This window comes from Labrys sp. HAY1-8F (assembly GCF_056754975.1).
The window spans coordinates 4,570,874-4,595,089 of the sequence record NZ_JBPGWZ010000002.1 but is presented as its reverse complement, the minus strand read 5'-3'; the positions used below and the strand labels follow the sequence as shown (position 1 = coordinate 4,595,089).

Sequence of the window (24,216 nt, the reverse complement as noted above, 5' to 3'; positions counted from 1 at the left end):
TCGCCCCTCTTGCTTTATGTTGAGCGGGCCGCACTCGAATGAGGCCAATCCTCGGCCTGGGCACACAATCCGGCTGTGACTGCGTTGGTCTCAATGTAGTGAAGCGCACGTTCAAAATGGCTCTCGTCCCTGATCCGACGATCAAAATATTCGGGAAACCAGAGCATGCCGTGTCGTCCCAGCGTGCGATTGATCCGAAGTGCCGTGAAGGATTTCCAGGAATGAACGATGGCGGATAGCGCGTGCGGCACGATAGAGCCAATATCCGGACGGGTCAGCAAAGCCTCCCCATGCCCCTTATCCAGCGCCTCCTCGTAGCGCCGGCGCTGCTCGATTGAATCAGGTCCGCACTCGGATGCTTTCAGATCCTGCGCCCAGCGATTCAGCAGTTCGGCAGGCAGGGAATCCGCAAGGCGGAAGCTAATGCTTTGCGGGTGCTCACCAGCCTCCCAATGCGGGAGATACCCTCGGGAATGCCACTCTACTTCGGGCCGCAACGGATGTTTCTTCTCCGCCAGGGAGCTTCCCTGGAGGCATCTTGCACCGGTTGAGGATCAAGCGCGGACATCGCCCCATGAAGTCATGGGGCGATGTCCGCGCTCCAAGATCAGGCGTGGCCGGACCGCATCTACGCGTGGCCGGCATCCCGCGAAAACAGGCCGGGCTCGATGCCGAGCTTGCGCAGCGCCCGCGTATATTTGGTCGCGACCTGATCGTCGAACAGCAGCCCGGGATCGGCATCGCAATGCAGCCAGCCATTGGCCTGGATTTCGCGCTCGAGCTGCCCGGCGCCCCAGCCGGCATAGCCCAGCGCCAGCAAGGCCTGTTCCGGCCCCTCGCCGATGGCGATGCTGCGCAGGATGTCGAGCGTCGCGGTCAGGCAGATATTGTCCTCGATCGGCATGGTCGAATTGTCGATGAAGACGTCGTTGGTGTGGAGCACGAATCCCCGCCCGGACTCGACCGGCCCGCCATTGACGATACGGATCGGCGCGCCCCTCGGCGCCCGCATGTCCGAGACGCCGTCGATGACGCCGAGTTGCTTGAGCAGGTCCGGAAAGCGAATGTTCTTGGCCGGCTGGTTGACCACGATGCCCATGGCACCATCGGACGAATGCGCACAGATGTAGATCACCGTGCGGGCGAAGCGCTCATCCTGCATGGACGGCGTGGCCACGAGCATTTTACCGTCGAGGAAACCGCCGGATGAATCGCTGCCGAATGGAATGTAGCCTGTCATGGACATGATCGTGCCGTATCGTATCGGCTTTGTTAAGGCATAAATTTGGCCAACCTGGGCGAAGCGCCAAAGGCGAGCCTCACAAGAGTGTCACGCCTTCGTGCATGGCGCTATTGACCATTCGTAGTTATCCGTCTGCCGATAATCTCTCCTTGGAGCCGCAAGCTATCCGAATGTTCAGCCGTCTTGCCCTTCCTGCTCTCGCCTGGCTTCTCGCCGGGCTCGGCCAGCCAGCCCTTGCCGGCCAATCGGATCCGAACCAGTCCGATCCGGAAGCCGTGATCCGGCTGCTGCCGGGACAAGCCCATCCGGAGGGCCTGGCGGGCCTTGAAATCCAGCTCGCGCCCGGTTGGAAGACCTATTGGCGCAATCCGGGCGATGCCGGAATTCCCCCGACTTTCGACTGGTCCAGATCGGAAAATCTCCGCGAGGTGACGGTGCTCTGGCCGGCGCCGAGCCGCTACGACCAGGAGGGCGCATCGTCGGCCGTCTATCACGATGAGGTCGTGCTGCCTCTCAAGGTCAGCGCGATCGATCCGACCAAGCCCGTCAAGCTGGCACTCGGCCTCGACTATGCCGCCTGCAAGACGATCTGCGTCCCCGCCAAGGGCAATGCCGACATCACCCTTTCGCCCGGCACGCCTGCGGAAGGGGGAGGCAGCGCCGAGATCGCGCAAGCCTTGAAGAAAGTACCGGTATCACAGGAGATCGGCGCGGCCGCTCCCCTCGCCGTGAAACAGATCCGCCTCGACACCTCGACCAACCCGGCGCGCCTGACCATCGACGTAACGGCTCCCTCCTCCTCCGCTTTGTTCGTGGAAGGGCCGATGAAGTGGTACCTGCCCATGCCGGAGCCGGCTGATGATGCCGACAAGGCCAATCCCCAGCGCTTCGTGCTGCCGCTCGAGGGCCTGCCGAAAGGCGCGACCATCGCCGGAAACGAACTGCGCTTCACGCTCTCGACTGGCGAGGCAGGCATCGAAAGCCTATATCGGTTGCCGTAGACTCTCGTCATCGCAATGGAGATATCAGTGACGATCAAGCCCGGCGACAAACTCCCCGATGTGACCTTCCGTGCGGTGACGCAGGACATGCCAGAGCCCAAGAGCACCGCCGACATCTTCGGCGGCAAGAAGGTGGTGCTGTTCGCCGTTCCCGGCGCCTTCACCCCCACCTGCCACCGCAATCATCTGCCGGGCTATCTGGAGCATTACGATGCCTTCAAGGCCAAGGGCATCGATACGGTGGCGGTGACCGCGGTCAACGACGCCTTCGTCATGCAGGCCTGGGCCAAGGCCACGGGTGGCCTCGGCAAGATCGAATTCCTCGCCGACGGCAGCGGCGACTTCGCCAAGGCGACCGGCATGGAACTCGACCGGGTCGCGGCAGGCTTGGGCGTGCGCTCGCAGCGCTATGCCATGCTGGTCGATGACGGCGTGGTGAAGGTGCTCAACCTCGATGATGGCGGCAAGCTCGACATTTCCGGCGCCGACACGCTGCTCGGGGCGATCTGATCGCTCGGTGTGCCTTCGGACCGGCATAGAAACACCATGCCTTCGGAAAGAGGCCGGCCCCCCTCCATCTCTCGATGGAGCTGAGAAGGCCGGCCCACCGCCCCTCACGACAAAGCCGCCGCCCTATCCCGCTTTTCCTGCTGATAGGGCGCCATGCCCTCACGCGCGAGCTGGTCGGCCTCTTCGTTGAGGGGGTGGCCGGCATGGCCCTTCACCCAATGGAATTCGACCTCGTGGCGCTCCAGTGCCGCATCGAGGCGGCGCCAGAGATCCTCGTTCTTCACCGGCTTCTTGTCGGCAGTGCGCCAGCCATTTCGCTTCCAGCCATGGATCCAGCCGGTAATGCCGTTCTTGACATATTGGCTGTCCGTATGGAGGTCGACCGCGCAGCCGCGTGTCAAGGCTTCCAGGCCCTCGATCGCCGCCTGCAGCTCCATGCGGTTGTTGGTGGTCTCCAGGGCACCGCCGCACAAGGTCTTGCGGTGCTCACCGAACATCAGGATGGCACCCCAGCCGCCAGGGCCTGGATTGCCCGAGCAGGCGCCATCGGTATAGAGCGTCACCTTCTTGGTCGTCATGGCTCGAACCCGTATTCGGCCGGGCTGGCGATGCGCTGGTGGAAACGCAGCTTCTTCCAATATTCCAGCGGATCCTTCGGCTTCACCAGGGCACCGGGCGGCACGTTGAGCCAATCGACAAGGCGCGTCAGCATGAAGCGCAGAGCCGAGCCGCGGGCCAGCACGGGCATGGCTGCCACCTCGGCATCGGAAAGCGGCCTGATGGCACGATAGCCGGCCAGGAGCGCCCTGCCCTTGGTGGCGTTGTAGGCATGATCCGGCTCGAAGCACCAGGCATTCAGGCAGATCGCAACGTCATAGGCTAGACTATCGGTGCAGGCGAAATAGAAGTCGATCAGGCCCGAAAGCCGCCCGTTCAGGAAGAAGACATTGTCGGGGAAGAGGTCGGCATGGATGACGCCCGTCGGCAAACCCTGCGGCCAATGGGCCCTATGAAAGGCGAGTTCCTCGGCAATGGCTGCATCGAGCCCCGGCTGCACGCTGTCGGCCCGACCGTCCGCCTGCTGGTAGAGGGCCTCCCAGCCGGCAAGAGACAAAGCGTTGGGGCGCTCCATCGGGAAGCCGAGCGTGGCGTTGTGCATGGCGGCGAGCGCACGGCCGACGGCGCCGCAATGCTCTACATTCGGCTTCTTGATCCAGACGCCTTCCAGGAAGCTGATCAGGGCGGCGGGCCGCCCGGCCAGCTCGCCCAGCACCTTGCCGTTCCGTCGCCGGATCGGCGTCGGGCAGGTCACGCCACTTTCGGAAAGGTGCTCCATCAAGGCCATGAAGAAGGGCAGGTCGTCCCGCTTCACCCGCTTTTCATAGAGGGTGAGAATATAGACGCCCTTCTCGGTCCGCAGGATGTAGTTGGTGTTCTCGACGCCCTCGGCGATGCCCTTGCAGGCCAGCACGCCGCCAATGTCGTACTCGGCGACGAAGCAGGCGAGATCCTCGTCATTGACTTCAGTGTAAACGGCCATCAGCGAGCAACATCTTCTGCAATTTTACGCACGTCGTTCTCCCTCAAATCCCTAGGCAGCGGGAAGAACACGCTCTCATCGGCGGTCGAGACGGTCTCGACGGTGATGGCGTAGCGCTCCGCAAAGGCATCGAGGATCTCCTCGACCAGGATTTCCGGCGCAGAGGCGCCGGCCGCGACGCCGAGGGATTTAAGGGTACCGAACCGGCTCCAGTCGATATCCGAGGCGCGCTGCACCAGCTCCGAGATGAGGCAGCCGGAGCGCTCCGCCACTTCGCGCAGGCGCTGCGAATTGGAGGAGTTCGGCGCGCCCACCACGATGAAGCCTTCCACCCGCGGCGCCACCGCCTTGACCGCCTCCTGGCGGTTGGTGGTGGCGTAGCAGATGTCTTCCTTGTGCGGGCCGACGATCGAGGGGAAACGGGTCTTCAACGCCGCGACGATGTCGCGGGTGTCGTCGACCGACAGGGTGGTCTGCGTCACATAGGCGAGGGCGTCCGGATTGGCCGGCGTGAAGGCGGCGACATCGGCGACCGTCTCGACCAGGCTGACGGCCCCCTCCGGCAGTTGCCCCATCGTGCCGATGACTTCGGGATGGCCGCGATGCCCGACCAGCACGATCTCGCGGCCGCGCTTGTGATGGATCTCGGCCTCGCGATGCACCTTGGTCACCAGCGGGCAGGTCGCGTCGATGGCAAACAGATTGCGATCAGCGGCGGCGGCTGGCACCGACTTGGCGACGCCATGGGCCGAGAAGATCACCGGCGCGCGCGTCTCGGGCACCTCGTCGAGTTCCTCAACGAAGATGGCGCCTTTCGACTTGAGATTCTCGACCACATATTTGTTATGCACGATCTCATGTCGCACATAGACCGGCGGGCCATAGATCTTCAAGGCTTGCTCGACGGCGTCGATCGCCCGCACCACCCCGGCGCAGAAACCGCGGGGAGAGCAGAGCAGAATGGTGAGGGCGGGTTTTTCAGCTATCATCTCGGCCCGGATATGGGGCCGCGTCGCAAGGCCCGTCAAGCGCTTTGGCGACATAGCTGCCGCTATCCCCGACCTGCCGGTTTGCCCGGCAGCCCGAGGCGGTCCGCCATGCGGATGAGATCGGCCAGCGTATCGGCCTGCATCTTGCGCATCACCTGGCCGCGATGGATCTTCACGGTAATCTCGCTCAATTCCAGTTCCGCGGCCGTCTGTTTGTTGAGAAGCCCCTGCACCACCAGCGCCATCACCTCCTGCTGGCGCTGCGACAGGGTAGCATAACGCTTGCGCAGGTCTGCCACCAAACCCGTTTCGAAACTCTCCGCACGGCTTTTCTCCAGGCATGCTGTCACAGCGTCGAGAAGATCCTGCTCGCGGAAAGGCTTGAGCAGGAATTCCATGGCACCGGCCTTGATGGCGCGGACCGACATCGGCACGTCGCCATGGCCGGTCAGGAAGACGATCGGGATCGCATCCCCTGCCCCGGCCAGTTCGGTTTGAAAGTCAAGCCCACTTTGTCCGGGCATGCGCACATCGAGCACCAGGCAGGCAGGCCCCTTCGAGCGCGGTTGCTGCATGAACTCGCGGGGTGAGGCAAAGCAGCGGACACGATAGCCGACCGATCTCAGCAGGCTGTCCAGCCCATCCCGGACCATGGGATCGTCATCCACCACATAGACGGTCGCGATTTCTTCCGACATGGGTCTAATCCTTGCGTCCACGTGCCAACGGCAAAGTGAAGCGAAAGACGCTTCCGCGCGGTGCGGCAGCCTTGGCTTCGATACTGCCGCCATGTGCCTCGATGATGGAACGACTGATGGCCAGTCCTATCCCCATACCGTCTTCCTTGGTGGTAAAAAAGGGGTCGAAGACGTGCTCCATCGCCTGCGGCGACAGGCCAGACCCGGTATCGGTGACACCAATGGTGACCTCCCTGTCGTCCGAGGAGGTGTTGATCGTTATCTCCCGATCTCCCTGCCTCGTTTCCACCGTCGCCTCGATGGCATTGGTGATGAAATTGAGCAGGACTTGCTGCAACTGGACCCGATCGCCCATGACGGGCAACGGACCCTGCAGCAGCTCGGTCCGCAGCGGGATGGCATTCGCGCGCAGCTTGCCCCGCATCAGCGCCAAGGTCTCGTCGATCACGTCGACCATGTCGACAGGCTCGCGCGAGGGAGGGGCCCGGCGCACCAGGCGACGGACCCGTTCCACCACCTCGCCTGCCCGTTCGGCGGCTTCCACGATCCGCTTGAGGGCATGCTGGGCCTCGGCCTGGTTGGGCGGCGATGCCGAGAGCCAGCGCAGCGCAGCATTACTGCTGGCACCGATTGCCGCCAGGGGCTGGCTCACCTCATGGGCAATGGAAGCCGTGAGTTCACCCAGCATGGTGATGCGCGAGATACGGGCAAGATCGGCTTCCGCCCGGCGCACCGCCAGATCGGCGAGTTCGATCCGGATGGCGAGATAGGTGGTTGCGCCGATGGCCAGCAGGCTGAGACCGCTATTGGCGATGCCGGCCTCGGTATCGCCCCTCACCGTCATGAAGAAGCTGAGCACGGTGAGGATGCTGCAGACCAGCCCGACGATCAGCACTGTCCGTGGCCGCCCTGTCCATACCGAGATCAGCACCACGGCGACATGCAGCACGGCAACGGCGATCTCCAGATCGGTGACGGTATCGGCGACGAAAATGAACAGGGCCAACCCTGCCATGGCGAGCCATAGCAGGGGCGTGTCGACCATCGATTCCAGGCGTTCGCGTCTCACCAGCAGCGCTCCTCGGAGAAATCGCACTTTCCTGCCAGATATTGCCGCCGCCATCCGCACGAAGCGCATGACCAGGATGATCAGGCGCGATGGCGGGAATGCCGCCTCAGATGTCGGCGCAACAGCACGATACCCATCTTGTTGAAGCCTCCGGCAATCCGAAGCAAGCCTCGTGTCTCCGATGGCAACAGCTTGCGGCGGAGGAAAAGCCGGCGCGTGAGCCGGGAGAGTCCGTCCGCTCCCGACAGGAGCAGGCCGATGGCCAGCAAAGATGCCCTGTTTTCGACCCGACCGCCTGCCTCCTGCAGCGCGATGAGGGCCCGCGCGAGTTCTTCATTGTCCCGGAGCATGTTTCACCTGCCTTCACCATGAAGGATGGCAAGGCTCCCGCCGGCGCCGGTGGCGGGAGCACGACCACGATATCGACGATGATCAAGCCGTCGAGGCGTTCAACTGGGATTCTCCAGCGTGAAGAGATCAGCCGCCTCGTCATAGGCGAAATATTCGGCATAACGGGCAAGGCTGATCACGGCCTGCACGGTGCCGGCCGCATAGTCCTCGGACATGTGATCCTCCAACTCGTCGCGGAAGCGGCGGGCCGGCGCCTGATGGCTCGGCCTTTCGTCGAGGATGCGGCGAATATGGGCCGCCAGCGGCACATAGGTCGCCAATTGCTGTGCAAACTGCCGTTTGCGCTCGTCCACCTCGCTTTCGGCGAAGCGCTTGCCGGCCGCGGTGAGGCGGATGTCGCCGCCCTCCAGCTCGGCGAAACGCAGCAGCTGCAGGGTTTCAGCGACCGGGAAGAGTTCGTCGATCTCCAGATGCAAGCCCGCGGCCAAAGGCGGCAGGTCCGCCTTGCCGTGATAGGGGGCCGCCGCCACCGCCTCGATCAGGCCGGCGAGTTCGTTGGAGGAGACCTTGGGAAGCACCATGGCGATGCCGGTGCCGGGGAAGAGGCCATCCCGCGTCGGAGCCGAACCCGGGCGAGCCGTCATGCGCGCATAGATATCCTCCACCAAGGCGCGAAAGGCCGGGTCGAGCCGGTTACGCGGCTGGGGCAGATCGACCCGGACCTCGCCGATCACCCGGCCCGGATTGGAGCCGAAGATCAGGATGCGATCGCACATCAGCACCGCCTCCTCGATGTTGTGGGTGACCATCAGGATGGCTTCGATCGGCATGCGGCCTTCGCACCACAGATCGAGCAGATCCGTGCGCAGGGTCTCGGCGGTGAGCACGTCGAGTGCCGAGAAGGGCTCGTCCATCAAGAGCAGCTTGGGGTGCACCACGAGGGCACGGGCAAGGCCGACACGCTGGCGCATGCCACCCGAAAGCTCCTTGGGATAGGCATTCTCATAACCATCGAGCCCGATCAGGTCGATCGCGGCCAGGGCTCGCTTGCGGCGCTCGGCCGGCAGGACGCCCTGTGCCTCGAGCCCCAACTCGACATTCTGCTGCACGGTGAGCCAGGGAAACAAGGCAAAGCTCTGGAAAACCAGCGCAATGCCGCTGCGTGTGCCGCTGACGGGCTCGCCCTGGAAAGAGACTTGCCCCTCGCTGGGCCGGAGCAACCCGGCGATGGCGCGCAGCAGCGTCGACTTGCCGGAGCCGGAACGGCCAAGCAGGCCGACGATTTCGCCGGCCTGCAGCATGAGGTCGACCCTGTCGAGCACGACCAGCGGGCTCGACCCGCCCTTGTCATAGGTCTGACGCACGCCGAGGACGGAGACCAGCGGGGTATCCTTGATGGTGACGGGAGCATTCATTGTGACGGGAGCATTCATGGCGATATCTCCGGAAGATCAGTCGAGGCGCAGGCGGCGTTCCGCGAAGACGTAGAGCGGACGCCACAGCAGGCGGTTGAACAAGGTGACGAAGAGCGACATCACGGCGATGCCGAGCACGACACGCGGAAAGTCTCCCGCCTCGGTCGCCCTGGCGATGTAGGAGCCGAGGCCATAGGCCTCGAGCTTGGTATTTCCCCAGCTCACGAGTTCGGCGACGATGCTGGCGTTCCAGGAGCCACCCGAAGCCGTGAGGGCGCCGGTCACGTAATAGGGAAAGATCCCGGGCAGGATCACCCGGCGCCACCAGGTCCAGGACCGGATCTGGTAGACCGAAGCCGCCTCCCTGAGGTCGGTCGGAAAGGCGCTTGCGCCGGCGATGATGTTGAACAGGATGTACCACTGGGTTCCCAGCACCATCAGGGGCGACAGCCAGATGTCGGGACTTGCCCCGGTCGCGACGATGGCGATGACGGCGAAGGGAAACAGCACGTTCGCCGGGAAGGCGGCCAGAAACTGGGCCAAAGGCTGAACCCGCTCGGCCAGAGCCGGGCGCAGGCCGATCAGCACGCCGATCGGCACCCAGATCAGGCTTGCCACCGCGATGAGGACGATGACGCGCAACAGCGTCGCGAGGCCGCCGCCCAGCGCTTCGAGCACATCGCTCCAGGACAGGCTCTGGCGCATATAGGCGATCGCCACCCAGATCCCCCAAGCCGTGACGGCCAGCACCAGGCCAAGCCAGAGGCGATCGATCAAAGGCGAGGTCGCCCGTCCGGACCGAAAGGATGCCTTGTCCGATCGTCCGATGCGCACCAGCATCAGGCGCTGCCAGATCCAGGCCAGCGGCGCGATCTGGCGCTTCACCAGCCTGGTATGGCGGATGAGGTCGTAGACCCAGGACCGCGGCCTTTGCTGGCTGGCCGTCTGCTCGACCCGGAACTTGTCGGCCCAGGCGACCACCGGCCGGGACAGCAATTGATCGTAGAGCATGATCAGGATGCCCATGGTCGCCACGGCCCAGCCGACTGCGACGAAGTTCTTCTGGTCGATGGCGAGCGCCAGGAAAGAGCCGATGCCGGGAAGCTGCACGGTCGTATTGCCCACTGTGATCGCCTCGGAGGCGACCACGAAGAACCAGCCGCCGGACATCGACATCATGGTGTTCCAGATCAGCCCCGGCGCCGCGAACGGCGCCTCCAGGCGCCAGAAACGCTGCCAGCCGGACAGCCTGAAGCCACGGCTCACCTCGTCCAGGTCTCCAGGCACCGTGCGCAGGGACTGGTAGAAGGAAAAGGCCATGTTCCAGGCCTGGCTGGTGAAGATCGCGAAGATCGAGGCACACTCCGCCCCGAGCTGGCTGCCGGGAAACAGGCCCATGAAGAAGGTGACGGTGAAGGTCAGGAAACCCAGCACCGGAACCGACTGCAGGATGTCGAGGGCCGGGATGATGATCAGCTCGGCCCGCCGGCTCTTGGCCGCCAGCGTAGCCACCACGAAGGTGAAGACCAGCGAGGCGATGATGGCGGCGAACATGCGCAAGGTGGTGCGCAGCGCGTATTCCGGCAGGCGGGCCGGATCGAGCGAGACCGGGGCCCCCGAGAGGGCATCGAGCGGCGTCCGCATCGCGGCAGCGCCATGCAGCACCAGAGCGATGAGCGCGATCACCAGCCCGCAGGCGATCAGATCGTAGAGATTGGGCAGGAGGCGCCCACGGGCGAATGCCGCGACTGAGCGCTGACCGGAACGGTCATGGGGTAGGAAAACCATGGCGAACCTCGTTGGAGGGCAAGGTCGGAAAAGGCGGGATGTCGGCAGGCAGGCGGGCGCTGAACGCAGGGGGTCCTCCCGAGACAAGCTCAGTGCGTGCCGGCCATCCCGGCGCATTTCGAACAAAGGGATTGGGAGGCATCCGTCTCTTCATCGGCACCGGACGGGCTCCAGCGGCATTCGAGCCGCCCCGTATCCGGATTCAGATGCCAGGATGCCAGGAGACCGCTACGGATCGCGCCAGGGCGCTTTTCCATCCGACCGGATCGGAAAGACGCATCCAATTCCTTGAATGATGCGCCAGGTGCAACCGCACGGGCCTTGGCCTGGAAGGCAAGGATGACGGCGCCGCGAACATGCGGCGTGGCGGCCGAGATACGGCCGCGGAACGGAATGACGTTGTTCATGTTTCACCTCGTCGGGCCGCCTTTGGCCAGACCCGCGAGGCAAGCCGGCGCGGACTAGAGCAAAACGCTTTAGAGCCGGCCGGTCATCGCCCGGCGCGCGAGACCGCCGGCGTTCCAGATCGATGGCGCACCCCTCCGGCGACGGCCTAGGACCGAAGCCGGACGGCTACTGCGATCGTTGTCCATGTGCTTCCACAGCTGATTTTTCGATGGATATTCAAGGTGTCGGGCACCGCGAATACAGAGCCCTTCTGTCATTGCCCCAAAGCAGGGTCAACCGTGCCTTGGTGTGTGAGAACCATACCTTGGTATGGGCTTATGGACGCGTACGAACGCCGGGCGGCATCGTTCGACGTACAGCGTGTATAATAGCCGCATCCACGGTAAATAAGGCGCGACCCGCCTTCTCCACGCAGTGGGGAAGGCGGCCCGGCGAAGCCGGGTCGGATGGGGTGTGGCGTGCCGCGCAGTATTCTTCCAAGATTGGCACGACAGTCGTGCCAATCTTTTGAGTTCCGTGCGCTGCCCGCTACACCCCATTCGTCATTTCTGCGAAATGAACAGCCACATCTTCGTTTCGAAGATGTGGCGGACTTCCCCACTGCGTGGAGAAGGCGGGTCGCGCCTTGTTCTGCCCTATCTCAGACCGTTGCGAGCTACAAATCCCGGCCACGACGTACGATCCGGAAGCATCGCTTCGGCGGCATCACCCCTGCCCGCGCTTTTCGAAATCCTCGACCTTGATTGCGCCGGTCATGATGGCCACCACGTCGGCCATCGAGTGGGTCTTGGGGCTTACCACGGCGGCCCGGCGGCCCAGGCGCATGATGTGGATGCGGTCGGCCAACTCGAAGACGTTGGGCATGTTGTGGCTGATCAGCACGACGGGCAGGCCGCGATCACGGATAGTGCGGATCAGTTCCAGCACCTGGCCGGTCTCGCGCACGCCGAGCGCCGCCGTCGGCTCGTCCATGATCGCCAGCTTCTTGGCGAACAAAGCGGCGCGGGCCACCGCCACACCCTGGCGCTGCCCCCCCGACAGGGCCTCCACGGCATTATGGATCGAAGGCAACCGGAACTTCAGTTCCGCCATGGCCTTGCGCGCTTCCTCGCGCATGCGTGTCTTGTCGAGGCGACGGAACACGGAGCCGAGCACGCCGGGCATGCGCAGCTCGCGCCCGAGGAAGAGATTTGAGGAGATATCGAGGGCCGGGGCCACAGCCAGGTCCTGGTAGACGGTCTCGATGCCACGATGGCGGGCATCGAGCGGCCCCTTGAAATGCACTGTCTGGCCGTCGAGCAGGATCTCGCCGCTGTCGGGCCGCAGCGCTCCGGTCAGCGCCTTGATCAAGGAACTCTTGCCGGCGCCGTTGTCGCCGACAACGGCAAGGATCTCGCCCCTGCGCAGCTCGAAATCCACCCCGTCAAGCGCCGTGACATGGCCATAGCGCTTGATGATGTTGCGGGCCTCGAGAATGACCTCTGAAGAAGAAGGTGCCGTCATATCAGCGCCTCCCGCGCGAGAGCTGGTCGAAGGCCACCGCCACGATCACCAGCACACCCGTGATCAGGTCCTGCCAGAGCGGATCGATGCCGGCGAGCGTCAGGCCGTTGCGCAGCACGCCGACGATCAGCGCGCCGATCAGCGTGCCGATGATGCCGCCGCGGCCACCGAACAGCGAAGTACCGCCGATCACCACGGCGGTGATCGAATCGAGATTGGCCGTCTGCAGCGAATTCGGATCGGCATTGGGAATGCGGCCGAGCGCCAGCCAGGCGGCGATGCCATAGAGCAGGCCGGCGAGCACATAGACCGAAAGCAGGTGCCGGCGGACCGGGATGCCGACCAGCCGTGCCGCTTCGGCATTGTTGCCGATGGCATAGACGTGGCGGCCCCATTTGGTCTGGTTCAGGAGATACCAGACCAGGGCATAAAGCAGCAGCATGGCGATGACGCCATAGGTGACCACGAAGCCGCCGATCACCTCGCCATTGCCCGTCCAGCTCAGGAATTCATCGTCGACCGGAAAGGCACCGCCGGCCGAGATCAGGCGAAGCGCAGCCGTGATGATGCCGAGCGTGCCGAGCGTGACGATGAAGGGAGGCAGCTTCAGGCCGCTGATCAGGCCGCCAGCGACGGTGCCCGACAGGGTGCAGAGCAGGATTGCCACGCCCATGGACAGGACGGGATCATAGCCGAGCGCCGCCATCTTGCCTGCGATGATGGTGCCGAGCACGCAGATCGCGCCCACGGCGAGGTCGATGCCCGCCGTCAGGATGATCAGGGTCTGGCCGATCGCCAGCGTGCCGACCACCACGGTCTGCTGCAGGATCAGCGATATGTTCTGCAGGGCCAGAAAGCGCTCGTTGATGCTGGCGAAGATGACGCAGAACAGCGCCAGTACCAGGAAGGGTCCAGCCGAAGGCACCGCGAAGATACGCGCCAGGAGGCTGCGCTTCTCTTCGGGCGCGGGAACCGTGGTCGTGCTCATACAATCCTCGACGATACGGATGGCGGTACGCATCCCCTGGCCAAGCCGAATAATGCGCGAGTATCCTTCCCCGGTTTCGGGGAAGGTAGACCGGCAGAGCCGGGCCGGATAGGGGAGAGTAGCGCAACCTGACAGATTATTGCCCTGTCACGCCACCCTCCCCCTTCCGTCATTTCTTCGAAATGCCACCTTCCCCGAAAAGCCGGGGAAGGAAAGCCTGCGCTCTATTCCGAGTACGCAGGGTATGCGGGTATACCGGTTCCAACAAAGTGAGATACCAGTGCGGCTTATTCGCCGCCCCAGCAGTTCTTGAGGCCCCAGGCGGTGTCCTTGGAATCGAGGCCCGACATCGGCTTGTCGGTGATCAGTTCCGAACCGGTGTTGATGAAGCCGCTCGGCTTCTTGCCGGTCTTGGCGTATTCGGCGACGGCATCGACGCCGGCGACCGCCATCTTGTAGGGGAACTGCATCACGGTCGCGGCGACCTTGCCGGACTTGACGTCCTTCACGCCCTGGCAGCTGCCGTCGATCGAGGTCAGCATCACGCCCTTGGCCTTGCCGAAGGATTTCAGCGCCGCATAGCCGCCGGCCGCCGCCGGCTCATTGATGGTGTAAACGACGTTGATGTCGCCATTCTTGGACAGGAGGTTCTCCATACCGGTCTGGCCCTTGTCCTGCGCGCCATTGGTGATAGCGGAGCCGGCGATGACCGGGTCGCCCTCCTTGATGCCGAAGCCCTGCAGATAGCCGTTGTGGCGGAAGGTATCGACTGTGCCGCCCGGCGTGCCGTCGAGCATGGCGAGCACCGGCTTCTTGTCGCCCAGGGCCTTCTTGGCATAGGTTCCCTGCTTCACGCCGGCCTCGAAATTGTCGGTGGCGTAGGTGGCGTCGACCGCATCGGCAGGATCGGTCGCCGTGTCGAGCGCGATCACCAGGACGCCGGAGTCGCGGGCCTTCTTGATGATGCCGAGCATGCCGGTCGAGTTGTTGGGCGTCACCAGGATGCCCTTGGCGCCCGCCGAGATGAGATCCTCGATCGCTGCGACCTGGCCTTCGTTGTCGCCGTCGAACTTGCCGAAGCGGGCGATCAGCTTGATGCCCTTCTTCTTGGCTTCGGCCTCGGCGGCCTGGCGCAGTTTGACGAAATAGGGGTTGACCTCGGTCTTGGTGACCAGGCCGACGATCACCTCCCCTGCCGCCTGGGCCTTGTCGGCCACGGCGAGGGACGAAAACACGGCAAAGCCGAGGGCGGCCGTGGTGGCGAGAGCAGTGGATGCGAAGATGCGGCTCAAGCGGAGCGCTGACATGAAATCCTCCCAGATTTATGAATGGAGCTTAGCGCTCTCTTCTCGACGATGGCCTTTCCATCGTAGGCTGCGGATTAATGCATCATCGCTGAATGAATGCAAATATATTTTGCCTGTTTTCAGGCATAACATTCCGTGCGTCTTCCGGGCTATCGCGGATTGCCGATCCGGTTGAGCGCATGCATCACGCTACGCAAGGATGTATCGCCTGCCAGCGCGGCATAGTTGCGATAGAGATCGGCATAGACGGATGCCGCCTCGCTCCCCGGCCGATAGATCTTGAATTCGCGCGCGCCGAACCGCGCCGCGCCTTCCGGATAGTCGGCGACCACGCCGGCCGCGACCGCGCCATGGATGGCAGCGCCCACCGCTGTGGGATTGTCGATCTCCGGCACCTCGACCTCCTGCGCGAGGACATCGGCCATGATCTGCACCAGCAGGGGGTTGTTGCGGGCCAGGCCACTCGACAGGATGAGACGGTCGATGTGAAAGCCTCCGGCAACGAAGAGGTCCCGGATGCTGCGCGCGCCATAGGCCAGGGATTCCAGCAGGGCCCGATAGATGCCGGCAGCCGTCGTGCCCGTGGTCAGACCGACGAGCAAACCGCTCAAGCCTGAATCGGCTAGGGGCACGCGGTTGCCGCTCCACCAGTCGAGCGCCAGGAGGTGATTGGAGCTCGGCACCAGGCCGGCTGCCTCGGCATTGTAGAGCCGGAAATTCTCCGCCGTCTCAGCAGCGCGCGGAAAAGTTTTAACGAACCAGGCGAGCGTATCGCCGAAACCAGCCTGCCCCGATTCGTAGCACCACAGGTCCCGCACCGATCCGTCGAAGGCCACGCCCTCGATCCCCTGTGGCAAGGGCCGGAACTGCCGCCCCAGCATTAGATAGACGGCGGAGGTACCAAGCGCCCCGACGAGGCAGCCATCGCTGACGCCGCCGACGGCCGGCAGGACGACGTGGGAATCGATCACCGCCACGGCGATCGCCGCCTGCCGGCGAATGCCGGTGCGTTCGCGCCAGGCCGGCGACAAGCCCCCCGCCGAGGTACCGACCCGCCGGGGCTGCGTCAGGCGATCGGCGAGATCGGGAACGATGCCGTCGGGATAGCCCGTCCCTTCGGCATATTGCGCCTTGTAGGCGGCAAAGCCGAGGCTGCGTGTTTCCGCGCCCGTCAATTGCCAGACGAGCCAGTCACCCGCCTCGATGAAGCGTTCCGTCTCGTGCCATAGCCGCGGCGCCTCCTGCGCCAATTGCGCCGCTTTTGCCAGCAGCCATTCGGCCGAGAGTTTCCCGCCGAAATTGTCGAGGAAGGCCCCTCCCCGAGCATTGATGGCCTCGGCCTGCGCCTGGGCTGCCCCATGCTTCCACAGCTTCACATAGGCATGCGGCTCTCGCGGATGGATGCGGGAGAGCGGCACGCCCTCGGCCGTAACGGGCAACGGCGAACTGGCGGTGAAGCCGAGGCCGATGCCTTCGATCTGCCTGTCTCGGCCGAGAGCCGAGAGGATCGCCTGGGCCGTCTCGACATAGTCGTCCGCGTTCTGGAGCGCCCAGAGCGACGGCAGGGCCGGACCATCCGGCAGGCGGGTCATCACGCCATGCCGATAGGGCAGCGCATGGCTGGCGACCTGCTCGCCGCTATCGGCATCGACAAGCACGCCACGCGCCGATTCCGTGCCATAGTCGAGGCCGATCAGATAGCGACGTGTCATGGCTGGGCCTTTCCTGCAAGAGCGGTTTGCGATCTGGCGGGACCGCCAAGAATCGTAAAGACGCGTCGAACCGAAGAGTCCAGAGCAAGCAAGCGTTCACACTTGAACGCGTTTTGCTCTGGTACAGGCCCAGCTTAGGCGTCGGCCCCAGCAAAGCAACACTTTTGTATACTTTCAAGCAAAAGCGTTGCTTTGAGATCCCTATGCCGGGACGGGAGCCAGCGCCTTGCGGACGGCGGGGGCGACCACGGTACCGAACAGCTCGATCGATTTCATCATCTTGGCATGGGGAATGCTGCCCATCGAGAACTTGATCAGGAAGCGCTGGTGCCGGAACAATTCGTGTTCGGCCAAGATCTTGTCGATGACCTGCTGGGGATCGCCGACGAAATCCGAACCGCGAGGCGCGCGCGAGGCCTCGAATTGCGCCCGGCTCAGCGGCGGCCAGCCGCGTTCACGGCCAATGCGGCCCATGACGTCGGCATAGTAGGGAAAGATCTCGTCCGCTGCCTTGTCGCCGTCCTCGCCGATATAGCCATGCGAATTGATGCTGACCGGAAGCTTGGCCGGATCGTGCCCGGCCCGGTGCGCCGCCTCGCGATAGAGATCGACCAGCGGCTTGAAGCGTGCCGGCTCCCCGCCGATGATGGCGAGTGCCATCGGCAGGCCGAGCGTGCCGGCGCGGATCACCGATTGGGGATTGCCGCCGACACCGACCCAGATCGGCAGAGGCTGCTGGACCGGCCGCGGATAGACGCTCTGGCGGTCGAGCGGCGCGCGATGCTCGCCCTGCCAGCTCACCGTGGTCTGTTCGCGCAATTTCAGCAGCAGTTCCAGCTTTTCCGTGAACAGGCTGTCATAGTCCTTGAGGTCGTAGCCAAAGAGCGGGAAGGACTCGATGAAGGAGCCCCGCCCCGCCAGGATTTCGGCCCGCCCGCCCGACAGAAGGTCCACGGTCGAGAATTCCTGGAACACCCGCACCGGATCGTCCGAACTCAGCACGGTAACGGCGCTGGTGAGGCGGATGCGCTTGGTGCGCATAGCCGCCGCCGCCAGTAGCACCGCGGGGGTGGAAGCGGCAAAATCCGGACGGTGATGCTCACCAATGCCGAAAACATCGAGACCGAGCTCGTCGGCAAGCTCGACCTCCTCCATCAGATTGGCGATGCGCTCCCCGGCGCCGATGACGGTGCCGGTGGCGGGATCCGCGGTGGTTTCCGCGAAGGTGTACAGGCCGAGTTCCATATGTATCGCGCCTCACCAGGAACGAAGCGTCCCGGGTTTTCCAGGTTGAAATTTTCTGGTTACAAAACGTAACTGAGGCTAAATATGGTACAGGCATGTAAGGCACAAGGAGGCACATTCATGGCCGTAGGTGACATGGGTGTAACCGGCATGAACGAGGACAAGGGCAGCCTCACCGAGAGCTGCCGGCCGGTCACCGAGATCCTGTCGCGCATCGGTGACAAATGGAGCATCCTGATCGTGATGGCGCTGAGCCAGGGGCCTTTGCGTTTCAGCGAGATCAAGCGTCGGATCGACGGCATCTCCCAGCGCATGCTGACGCTCACACTGCGGGGCCTGGAGCGCGACGGCCTCATCAGCCGCAGAGTGACGCCCAGCATTCCGCCGCGCGTCGACTATGAGCTCACCGAACTCGGCCATTCCCTGCGCATGCCGGTGAATGCACTCGGCCAATGGGCCTTCGCCAACCGCGCCGCCATTTTGGAGGCGCGTGCGATGTTCGACCGGACCTGTCCAGTCCAGCGGGCAACCACACTGGATGAGCAGCGCGCGCCGGCGGCTATTCGGCCGGCGCCACAGCGAGCTTGACGGTCTGCGCCTTCACGCCGCTGATCTGCAGGGAGACCGGCCCCGGCTGCAGGTTGAAGCGCACGCTCTTGCGCAGGCCTGTGCAGGCCTTCTGGCCCGTCGCGGCCGAATATTTCACCGTTGCCCCGGCCTGCACGACGTCGATCCAGCCCTCTTCCGAGAGCGTGACCTGATAGAGGCCGGCCTTTTCGATCGGCGGCAGGGTCAGCAAGGCCCCATAGGTATCGGTTGCCGGCTTGCGGCCGGACGTCACGGGAAATTTCAGATCCGACACCGGGCTGAGCTGGAGGTCGGCGGCACCGTCGACCTTGGCCAGCGTTGCGCCCGAAGCCAAGGTTGGCGGTGAGGCCTGGAACCAGCCCTGTTCCCGCGTAAGCGACCATTTGAACGGCTTGCAGGCCGCCGTCTCGGCCAGGACAGGCCCGGTTTGCAGGGCAATCAGCGCCATGAGGGCCAGGCCGGCGCGGCTGAAGGTGGGCATTGCGCAATCTCTCCGAAGGGAAGGAATGCGCAATCATACCTTGGCGCGTGCCAGAAACAAGAACAATTCACGAACAAACTGCGGCTATGCTTCGAGGGCCGTTTCTTTTCAGAAACGACTTATCAGGCCCTGCCGGGCACGAAAGCCAAAGCCAGCCCATTGATGCAATAGCGCAGCCCTGTCGGCTTCGGACCATCGTCGAAGACATGGCCGAGATGCCCCTCGCAACGGGTGCAGGCGACCGCGGCCCTGACCATGCCGAGACTGGTGTCCCGGCTGGTGCGTACCGACCGGCCGATCGGAGCCCAGAAGCTCGGCCAGCCGGTACCGCTGTCATATTTGGTCCGGGACGAGAACAGGGCCGCGCCGCAGCCCGCGCAGGCGAAGCGCCCTGCCCGCTGCTCATGCAGCAACGAACTGGTGAAGGCCGGTTCGGTACCGGCCTCTCGCAGAATGGCGAAACGGGATGGCGTCAACCGCCGGCGCCATTCCGCCTCGCTGAGCGTGAGGCGAGCAGGCCCCGCCGCAGCCGACTGCGCGAAGGCGGAGCTTGCGCTTCCCAGCAGCGCCAAGCGCAGAAAATCACGGCGTGTCGGCATGGGCAAGTCTCCTCGCAGGATGGTCGTCAGACCCCTCCCCCATCCTACGACAACCGCACCTGCCTTGTTACCACTCCTGGCTCCGCTCCGACGTGGCCACCCTCATCACTGGCGATTATAGGCAATTCTCTTCGAAATTGCCGGCGTTGAGTTCGCTGCCATTGAGCGTGAGCCTGGAACCCGCGGGCTGGGTGAGCGAGCCATTGACATAGGAACCGAAACTCGAGACCAGGCAATTGCGGGGCGTGCCGGAAACCGCCACGTCACCACGGATGTCGATCGCCGGGCCCATGAAATAGAGCCCCGCCGTGCCGGCCTTGTCGACGCGCATATTCTCGAAGCTGACATTCTTTACCGGACCGCCCAGGAAATCCCAGTCGCTGCCATAGATGAAGGCACCGTAGGTGCCGGCATTCGAGATCGAGACGTTCTTGAAATGGATGTCGGAGACCGGGTTGAGGAAGATGCCGGCATTGCGGGTGCCGTCGACCGTCAGGCCATCCACGCGCACATTGGTGGTCCTGGCCGCCTCTGGCAGGGTCGAGGCCGTAACCAGCATCAGTCCATTGATGCCGCCCTTCAGGTTCATGTCCCTGATGGTGACATCCGAAGTGCCCTGCAGCACCACCAGATCCATGTCCAGGCCCTGCTGGGAATTGTCGACACCGACCTTGTTCATCGTCACCCCCTTGGCGGCGACCAGCAGCACGCCTTCGCGCCGCGAGCGGCTGATGGCGACATTGTCGATGCTGATGTTCTCTGCCGCATGGGTGATGACCACAGGCCAGTCGCTGTCGTCGATACGGCTGCCGACGAAGATGCCGTAGGTCACGCTGTCGATCGCCGTGTTGCGGATGGTGAGATCCCGGCTGCCGAGAGCACTGATGGCCGCATGGGGCGCGCGGTTGGGGTTACCGACAGCGAATTCGCATTCGCTGTTGTTGTCGCAGATATAGAGGTCATGAATCCTGGCCCCATCGATAAGGGCGCCGGTGACGTTGTCGAGCCGAATGCCGTCGGCCGCCGTGCGGTTGATATCGACGTCACGGATCGTCAGATTGCTGGCGCCATTGCCGGCAATGCCGGCCAGCCCGCCCGAGATCGCCAAGCTGGCGACTTCGCTGCCGCTGGCCATGGTGACGACATTGGCCAGTGGGCTGCTACCCGTCAGCCGGGCCGTAGGCCCCTGGTTGCGGAACACGGTTTCTTGTCGGCTGGAGGCGCCGCGCACGGCGATCCCACCGCCCCCGCCGAGCAGATGCTGTCCCTGACCCAGTTGCAGCGACTGGTCGAGGGCAATCTCGCCATTGGCGAGCACCAGTGCGTTGTCGCCGCCCGCGGCAAGCCTGTCGTTGATCACCGCGGCACGACCGCTCCCGGAGGTAATCTTGACGACCTTGCCGACGGCCTGGCCGCTGGCGACATATTCGGCCCGCTCGATCGGGCCGGAAGCGCCGGCATAGGTGCGCACCAGGCTGGCGCGCTCGACGCGCTGGAACATGGCGTCGAAGGCGCCGTCTCCGCCACGCGCGCTGCCGCCCAGCGGCACGCGCAGCCGGGCCGTCAGGCCGAACTTGGTGCGGTCCCCCCTGTCGTAGGAGACGGAGGCGCCGAGCGCGAAGGTCGCCCCGGGAAGGCCCGGCACCTTGGCGAAGGTGATTTCCGTCCGGGCCTTAACCCCGGGGGTATCGTCGACGCGATTGCGGCCGTCATACCAATAGGCGCCGCCGAACACCTTCACCTGCGCTGCCATCTCCTCCAGGAAATCGGGCACACGGAAACCGACTTCCGCATCGCCGCCTGCCCGGGCAAACTCGCGGCCGGCCTGGAAACGCAGCTCGTCCCCGGAGACGAAGGCGCGGCTCAGGCCGGGCAGATAGGTCTCCCGGCTCCCGGGCAGGTAGACATTGGCGCGCCCCTCATAGGCGGGGCCGATCGCCTCGACGCCGAAGGACCACTGATTGAAGCGATTGCCATAGTCGCTCTTGAAGAGATCGAAATAGCCATAGGTGCCGATCACCCAGTCCTGCCCGAAGCGACGGCGGTAGCCCAGGCCGAGGGAGGCCTGCCGGGCCGAGCCCTTGGCGAGCCTGCCGCTGGCATCGAAAAAGATGCCATTCCGATCATCGATGAGAAACGGCAGGAAGACGCCGATGCCTCCATAGCCCTTGTTCTGGATGAGGCCGCCCTCGATCTCGACCAGGGGTTGCTGCATCTGCGCGAAGGCATGGCTGGAGAGAGCGGTGCTGGCGAGGAGAACCGCGGCGAACAAGCTCGAAGATTTCATGATGAAAGACAAGATTCCAATTAACGAGCCGCTGATAGGCCTGAAAATTGCTAAAATCCAGTACTATATAGAAATAATTATCTAGAATGCTCAATTCCAATAAAATATATACTTAAGATCAAAGAAAATATGTGCAGAATTTAAATATTATAAACAGAAAGAAGCCTTCGAACGAGAAGTTTCCCTCAGTGGCTACAACTTCTCCTGGATGACGCCTGGAGGCCTAGGGCTGAAATCCGGTATCGTCACTCCGCCTGAGAAAGATCAGCACGATGCCCCCCGAGCTTGGTGCATCCCGGGCTAAAGCGCACCTGGGTGCAGGCCTTGATTGACCATGTAGCCCCGGAAATGTCAGCTTGCCGGGAGCCAGCTGGCACATGGAGGATTTCCCATGGTGAGAAAATTCCTGCTTTCAGCCCTTTGCTTGACCGGATTATGCGTGCCCGCGGCGGCCCAGACCCTGCCGAACAGCGGCGACTATTATCGCGCCGCCTGCCGCAGTCTGGCGGCCAATACCGCGCCGACGCCAAATGAACTCGTACTTCCCTCCTTGGACTGCGCCATCGAGATCGAGGATCTTGCCTCGATGGGGCGCCTGCTGACCTCGGATAAGCGCATCTGCAAGCCGGTCGACGTCTCTGTTGCACAGACGGCAGCCGTCGTCTCCGCCTTCCTCGATGCCCATCCAGACCGGCTCAAGGAACCCTTCGTGGTCCTTGCCACCACGGCCCTGCAGGAGAAGTGGCCCTGCTCCTGACGCTTGCGGCGTCGGGATGGCGCGCTGCTGGATGACATCTGCAATGGCATCGGTGGCATTCTGCTCCACCCGATCCAGCGCCTCGTTTTGAGGCGTCTCCTTTGCGAAAGGCAGAACTGCCTTTCCGGAGGGTGCCCTGGGCGGCCAGTTTCGAGCCATATCATGGATCGACGGCGATCTCGCTCTTTGCTGCAGACTTGACGAATTCATAACTCCTCAGCTATGGATTTAATCCATAGCTGAGGAGTTATTGATTTTGACGCCGCTCTCCCCCGACCTCCTGTTCAGAACGCTCGCCGATCCGACCCGGCGGGCGATCTTCGAACGCTTGTGCCGCAAGGGAGAGCAGACGGTCGGAGCCCTCACGGCCCATGCCCGGGTCTCGCAGCCGGCCGTCTCGAAGCATCTTGCGATGCTGAAGCAAGCCGGGCTGGTCCGCGACCGCCACGAAGGCCGGCAGACCCATTATTGCGCGCAACTCGGTGCCCTCAGCCCCCTCATCGACTGGGCAAGCCAGATGACGCAATTCTGGGAAGCCCGGTTCGACGATCTCGAAGATTTGCTGAACAGGATGGACCAATGACCAACAGCGCGAGCGAAACCCGTACCGTCGTCGTCGAGCGCGAGATTCCGCATCCGCCCGAAAAGCTTTGGCGCGCCCTCACCCAACCCCACCTGATCGAGGAGTGGTTGATGAAGAACGACTTCGACGCGGTTGTCGGTCATCGCTTCAATCTGCGCGGCGAATGGGGCGGCGTACTCGACTGCGAAGTCCTCACCGTCGAGCCGCATCGGAGCCTGTCCTATAGCTGGAATTTCAGCCATGACGATGCCGCCTACGATCTGAAAAGCGTGGTGACCTTCACGCTCACGCCCACCGGCGCGGGCACGCATCTGCGCATGGAGCAGGCGGGCTTCCGGCCCTCCCAGCGCCAGGCCTATGGCGGCGCCAAGACCGGTTGGCAGCAGTTCCTCGCCAATCTGGAGCGGGTCCTGGCGCGGTCGGAATAAGCCTTGGCCCCTATACCATCGCGGGTTACCCGCTCGATATCGACAAAGGGAGGCTTCCTTGAACATCAATGCCTGGATTCGACGGACCCATCGCTGGCTGTCCATTGTCTTCACATTGACCGTGATCGCCAATTTCGTTGCCATGGCGTTAGGCGAACCGCCTGCCTTCGTGGTCTATGCGCCCCTGCTGCCGCTCTTCCTGCTGCTGTTCAGCGGCCTCTATATGTTCGTGCTGCCCTATGTCGCTGGAGCAAAGCGCGTTCATGACTGAGCGGCTTTTGCGCGGCGGGTGATGGGGCGACGTCAGCCCCCAGCCTGCCTCTGTGCGGCCTCCAGGATGGCGACGGCCCGCTCGGCCATCCCGGCAGGAACGAAGACGTGATCGTGATGATAGGCGGCCACCATATTGCAGGGGATCCCGGCGTCAGCCAGGGCGGAGGCGACCGCGGCCGTCAATCCGACACCATCGAGCGCCGAGAAAACCTCCAGCTCGATGCGTTTCATCGCCATGGCGGTGTCGAAGCCGAGGGTGGCGGCTTCTTCCACCAGCAAGATCAAAGTGACGCCTTCCTCTTCCCGGAAGAATGACAGAGCCTGCCTGGCAGCCGCCTCGATCACGGCCGGCGATGTCGTGGTGCAGAAGACAAAGTCCCCTTCCTTGAGGCGTGGGGTCATGCCGGCAATCATGGCCCCGGTATCACGAACACTGTGTGGCATGCGGCCTCC

General features: G+C 63.7%; 27 protein-coding genes. 7 read left to right on the top strand and 20 right to left on the bottom strand.

Annotated elements, in window-relative coordinates:
- Positions 1–14: 14 nt before the first annotated feature.
- Positions 15–497 (bottom strand): transposase, encoded by a 483-nt coding sequence (locus tag ACR9ZN_RS30235; RefSeq protein WP_454813072.1) that lies wholly within the window; start codon positions 495–497, stop codon positions 15–17.
- Positions 498–628: 131 nt separating this feature from the next.
- The gene (locus ACR9ZN_RS30230; protein ID WP_434955305.1) at positions 629–1,240 is read right to left on the bottom strand and encodes a YqgE/AlgH family protein; all 612 of its coding nucleotides are present in this window, start codon (positions 1,238–1,240) and stop codon (positions 629–631) included.
- A gap of 173 nt (positions 1,241–1,413) precedes the next feature.
- Here ACR9ZN_RS30230 and ACR9ZN_RS30225 point away from each other — a divergent pair, with 173 nt between their 5' ends.
- A complete protein-coding gene (locus ACR9ZN_RS30225) occupies positions 1,414–2,244 on the top strand; it encodes a protein-disulfide reductase DsbD domain-containing protein (protein WP_481273967.1) in 831 nt (276 codons plus the stop codon).
- Positions 2,245–2,271: 27 nt separating this feature from the next.
- Entirely contained in the window at positions 2,272–2,754 is a 483-nt protein-coding gene (locus ACR9ZN_RS30220) for a peroxiredoxin (protein ID WP_434955303.1), read from the top strand.
- 104 nt (positions 2,755–2,858) lie between these two features.
- On the opposite strand, the gene rnhA is transcribed toward ACR9ZN_RS30220, so the two are convergent.
- The 14 genes from rnhA to ACR9ZN_RS30150 form a co-directional block, all read right to left on the bottom strand.
- Positions 2,859–3,332, bottom strand: a complete 474-nt coding sequence (gene rnhA, locus ACR9ZN_RS30215) for a ribonuclease HI (RefSeq protein WP_149251830.1) — start codon at positions 3,330–3,332, stop codon at positions 2,859–2,861.
- A complete protein-coding gene (locus ACR9ZN_RS30210) occupies positions 3,329–4,294 on the bottom strand; it encodes a homoserine kinase (protein WP_434955302.1) in 966 nt (321 codons plus the stop codon). The genes rnhA and ACR9ZN_RS30210 overlap by 4 nt, the downstream gene beginning before the upstream one ends.
- Positions 4,294–5,283 carry a 4-hydroxy-3-methylbut-2-enyl diphosphate reductase gene (ispH, locus tag ACR9ZN_RS30205; RefSeq protein ID WP_434959596.1) on the bottom strand — a complete coding sequence of 330 codons (990 nt, stop codon included), beginning with the start codon at positions 5,281–5,283 and terminating at the stop codon, positions 4,294–4,296. Before ispH ends, ACR9ZN_RS30210 begins: the two co-directional genes overlap by 1 nt.
- A gap of 62 nt (positions 5,284–5,345) precedes the next feature.
- On the bottom strand, positions 5,346–5,981 hold the full coding sequence (locus tag ACR9ZN_RS30200; protein WP_434955301.1) for a response regulator transcription factor: 636 nt from the start codon (positions 5,979–5,981) through the stop codon (positions 5,346–5,348).
- 4 nt (positions 5,982–5,985) lie between these two features.
- Positions 5,986–7,050 (bottom strand): sensor histidine kinase, encoded by a 1,065-nt coding sequence (locus tag ACR9ZN_RS30195; protein WP_454813065.1) that lies wholly within the window; start codon positions 7,048–7,050, stop codon positions 5,986–5,988.
- Between the two features lie 80 nt (positions 7,051–7,130).
- A complete protein-coding gene (locus tag ACR9ZN_RS30190) occupies positions 7,131–7,400 on the bottom strand; it encodes a hypothetical protein (RefSeq protein ID WP_434955299.1) in 270 nt (89 codons plus the stop codon).
- A 99-nt stretch (positions 7,401–7,499) separates the two neighbouring features.
- Complete coding sequence (locus ACR9ZN_RS30185; RefSeq protein WP_481273966.1) at positions 7,500–8,834, bottom strand: ABC transporter ATP-binding protein; 1,335 nt, start codon at positions 8,832–8,834, stop codon at positions 7,500–7,502.
- Positions 8,835–8,852: 18 nt separating this feature from the next.
- Positions 8,853–10,604: an ABC transporter permease gene (locus tag ACR9ZN_RS30180; protein WP_481273965.1), complete on the bottom strand. Its 1,752-nt coding sequence runs from the start codon at positions 10,602–10,604 to the stop codon at positions 8,853–8,855.
- A gap of 89 nt (positions 10,605–10,693) precedes the next feature.
- Positions 10,694–11,011 carry a hypothetical protein gene (locus ACR9ZN_RS30175; RefSeq protein WP_481273964.1) on the bottom strand — a complete coding sequence of 106 codons (318 nt, stop codon included), beginning with the start codon at positions 11,009–11,011 and terminating at the stop codon, positions 10,694–10,696.
- Positions 11,012–11,717: 706 nt separating this feature from the next.
- Entirely contained in the window at positions 11,718–12,515 is a 798-nt protein-coding gene (locus ACR9ZN_RS30170; protein ID WP_434955296.1) for an ATP-binding cassette domain-containing protein, read from the bottom strand.
- Between the two features lies 1 nt (position 12,516).
- Positions 12,517–13,503, bottom strand: coding sequence for an ABC transporter permease (locus ACR9ZN_RS30165; protein WP_434955295.1), 987 nt, complete (start codon positions 13,501–13,503; stop codon positions 12,517–12,519).
- 287 nt (positions 13,504–13,790) lie between these two features.
- Entirely contained in the window at positions 13,791–14,810 is a 1,020-nt protein-coding gene (locus ACR9ZN_RS30160) for a substrate-binding domain-containing protein (protein ID WP_434955294.1), read from the bottom strand.
- Between the two features lie 149 nt (positions 14,811–14,959).
- Complete coding sequence (locus ACR9ZN_RS30155; protein WP_481273963.1) at positions 14,960–16,522, bottom strand: FGGY-family carbohydrate kinase; 1,563 nt, start codon at positions 16,520–16,522, stop codon at positions 14,960–14,962.
- Positions 16,523–16,723: 201 nt separating this feature from the next.
- Entirely contained in the window at positions 16,724–17,767 is a 1,044-nt protein-coding gene (locus ACR9ZN_RS30150) for an LLM class flavin-dependent oxidoreductase (protein WP_481273962.1), read from the bottom strand.
- Between the two features lie 120 nt (positions 17,768–17,887).
- Between ACR9ZN_RS30150 and ACR9ZN_RS30145 the strand changes: the two genes are divergently transcribed.
- The gene (locus tag ACR9ZN_RS30145; protein WP_434955291.1) at positions 17,888–18,355 is read left to right on the top strand and encodes a winged helix-turn-helix transcriptional regulator; all 468 of its coding nucleotides are present in this window, start codon (positions 17,888–17,890) and stop codon (positions 18,353–18,355) included.
- On the opposite strand, the gene ACR9ZN_RS30140 is transcribed toward ACR9ZN_RS30145, so the two are convergent.
- From ACR9ZN_RS30140 to ACR9ZN_RS30130, 3 genes are all read right to left on the bottom strand, one after another.
- Positions 18,327–18,836, bottom strand: a complete 510-nt coding sequence (locus ACR9ZN_RS30140) for a hypothetical protein (protein ID WP_454813050.1) — start codon at positions 18,834–18,836, stop codon at positions 18,327–18,329. The genes ACR9ZN_RS30145 and ACR9ZN_RS30140 overlap by 29 nt on opposite strands.
- Positions 18,837–18,958: 122 nt before the next feature.
- Positions 18,959–19,435 carry a peptide-methionine (R)-S-oxide reductase MsrB gene (msrB, locus tag ACR9ZN_RS30135; protein WP_481273961.1) on the bottom strand — a complete coding sequence of 159 codons (477 nt, stop codon included), beginning with the start codon at positions 19,433–19,435 and terminating at the stop codon, positions 18,959–18,961.
- Between the two features lie 115 nt (positions 19,436–19,550).
- Positions 19,551–21,722, bottom strand: a complete 2,172-nt coding sequence (locus ACR9ZN_RS30130; RefSeq protein WP_481273960.1) for a right-handed parallel beta-helix repeat-containing protein — start codon at positions 21,720–21,722, stop codon at positions 19,551–19,553.
- A gap of 391 nt (positions 21,723–22,113) precedes the next feature.
- Between ACR9ZN_RS30130 and ACR9ZN_RS30125 the strand changes: the two genes are divergently transcribed.
- From ACR9ZN_RS30125 to ACR9ZN_RS30110, 4 genes are all read left to right on the top strand, one after another.
- Positions 22,114–22,479 carry a Rap1a/Tai family immunity protein gene (locus ACR9ZN_RS30125; RefSeq protein ID WP_434955287.1) on the top strand — a complete coding sequence of 122 codons (366 nt, stop codon included), beginning with the start codon at positions 22,114–22,116 and terminating at the stop codon, positions 22,477–22,479.
- Positions 22,480–22,735: 256 nt separating this feature from the next.
- A complete protein-coding gene (locus ACR9ZN_RS30120) occupies positions 22,736–23,062 on the top strand; it encodes an ArsR/SmtB family transcription factor (RefSeq protein WP_434955286.1) in 327 nt (108 codons plus the stop codon).
- Positions 23,059–23,490 (top strand): SRPBCC family protein, encoded by a 432-nt coding sequence (locus tag ACR9ZN_RS30115; RefSeq protein WP_434955285.1) that lies wholly within the window; start codon positions 23,059–23,061, stop codon positions 23,488–23,490. The genes ACR9ZN_RS30120 and ACR9ZN_RS30115 overlap by 4 nt, the downstream gene beginning before the upstream one ends.
- Before the next feature lie 58 nt (positions 23,491–23,548).
- On the top strand, positions 23,549–23,761 hold the full coding sequence (locus tag ACR9ZN_RS30110; protein WP_454813043.1) for a hypothetical protein: 213 nt from the start codon (positions 23,549–23,551) through the stop codon (positions 23,759–23,761).
- 32 nt (positions 23,762–23,793) lie between these two features.
- Here the strand turns inward: ACR9ZN_RS30110 and ACR9ZN_RS30105 are convergent, their stop codons facing one another.
- Entirely contained in the window at positions 23,794–24,207 is a 414-nt protein-coding gene (locus ACR9ZN_RS30105; protein ID WP_434955283.1) for an ACT domain-containing protein, read from the bottom strand.
- Positions 24,208–24,216 lie beyond the last annotated feature (9 nt).

Coding starts and splice junctions, on each gene's coding strand:
- ACR9ZN_RS30230 (WP_434955305.1), bottom strand. CDS start 1,240: ATGACAGGCTACATTCCATTCGGCAGCGATTCATCCGGCGGTTTCCTC.
- ACR9ZN_RS30225 (WP_481273967.1), top strand. CDS start 1,414: ATGTTCAGCCGTCTTGCCCTTCCTGCTCTCGCCTGGCTTCTCGCCGGG.
- rnhA (WP_149251830.1), bottom strand. CDS start 3,332: ATGACGACCAAGAAGGTGACGCTCTATACCGATGGCGCCTGCTCGGGC.
- ACR9ZN_RS30210 (WP_434955302.1), bottom strand. CDS start 4,294: ATGGCCGTTTACACTGAAGTCAATGACGAGGATCTCGCCTGCTTCGTC.
- ispH (WP_434959596.1), bottom strand. CDS start 5,283: ATGATAGCTGAAAAACCCGCCCTCACCATTCTGCTCTGCTCTCCCCGC.
- ACR9ZN_RS30200 (WP_434955301.1), bottom strand. CDS start 5,981: ATGTCGGAAGAAATCGCGACCGTCTATGTGGTGGATGACGATCCCATG.
- ACR9ZN_RS30190 (WP_434955299.1), bottom strand. CDS start 7,400: ATGCTCCGGGACAATGAAGAACTCGCGCGGGCCCTCATCGCGCTGCAG.
- ACR9ZN_RS30185 (WP_481273966.1), bottom strand. CDS start 8,834: ATGAATGCTCCCGTCACAATGAATGCTCCCGTCACCATCAAGGATACC.
- ACR9ZN_RS30180 (WP_481273965.1), bottom strand. CDS start 10,604: ATGGTTTTCCTACCCCATGACCGTTCCGGTCAGCGCTCAGTCGCGGCA.
- ACR9ZN_RS30175 (WP_481273964.1), bottom strand. CDS start 11,011: ATGAACAACGTCATTCCGTTCCGCGGCCGTATCTCGGCCGCCACGCCG.
- ACR9ZN_RS30170 (WP_434955296.1), bottom strand. CDS start 12,515: ATGACGGCACCTTCTTCTTCAGAGGTCATTCTCGAGGCCCGCAACATC.
- ACR9ZN_RS30165 (WP_434955295.1), bottom strand. CDS start 13,503: ATGAGCACGACCACGGTTCCCGCGCCCGAAGAGAAGCGCAGCCTCCTG.
- ACR9ZN_RS30160 (WP_434955294.1), bottom strand. CDS start 14,810: ATGTCAGCGCTCCGCTTGAGCCGCATCTTCGCATCCACTGCTCTCGCC.
- ACR9ZN_RS30155 (WP_481273963.1), bottom strand. CDS start 16,522: ATGACACGTCGCTATCTGATCGGCCTCGACTATGGCACGGAATCGGCG.
- ACR9ZN_RS30150 (WP_481273962.1), bottom strand. CDS start 17,767: ATGGAACTCGGCCTGTACACCTTCGCGGAAACCACCGCGGATCCCGCC.
- ACR9ZN_RS30145 (WP_434955291.1), top strand. CDS start 17,888: ATGGCCGTAGGTGACATGGGTGTAACCGGCATGAACGAGGACAAGGGC.
- ACR9ZN_RS30140 (WP_454813050.1), bottom strand. CDS start 18,836: ATGCCCACCTTCAGCCGCGCCGGCCTGGCCCTCATGGCGCTGATTGCC.
- msrB (WP_481273961.1), bottom strand. CDS start 19,435: ATGCCGACACGCCGTGATTTTCTGCGCTTGGCGCTGCTGGGAAGCGCA.
- ACR9ZN_RS30130 (WP_481273960.1), bottom strand. CDS start 21,722: ATGAAATCTTCGAGCTTGTTCGCCGCGGTTCTCCTCGCCAGCACCGCT.
- ACR9ZN_RS30125 (WP_434955287.1), top strand. CDS start 22,114: ATGGTGAGAAAATTCCTGCTTTCAGCCCTTTGCTTGACCGGATTATGC.
- ACR9ZN_RS30115 (WP_434955285.1), top strand. CDS start 23,059: ATGACCAACAGCGCGAGCGAAACCCGTACCGTCGTCGTCGAGCGCGAG.
- ACR9ZN_RS30105 (WP_434955283.1), bottom strand. CDS start 24,207: ATGCCACACAGTGTTCGTGATACCGGGGCCATGATTGCCGGCATGACC.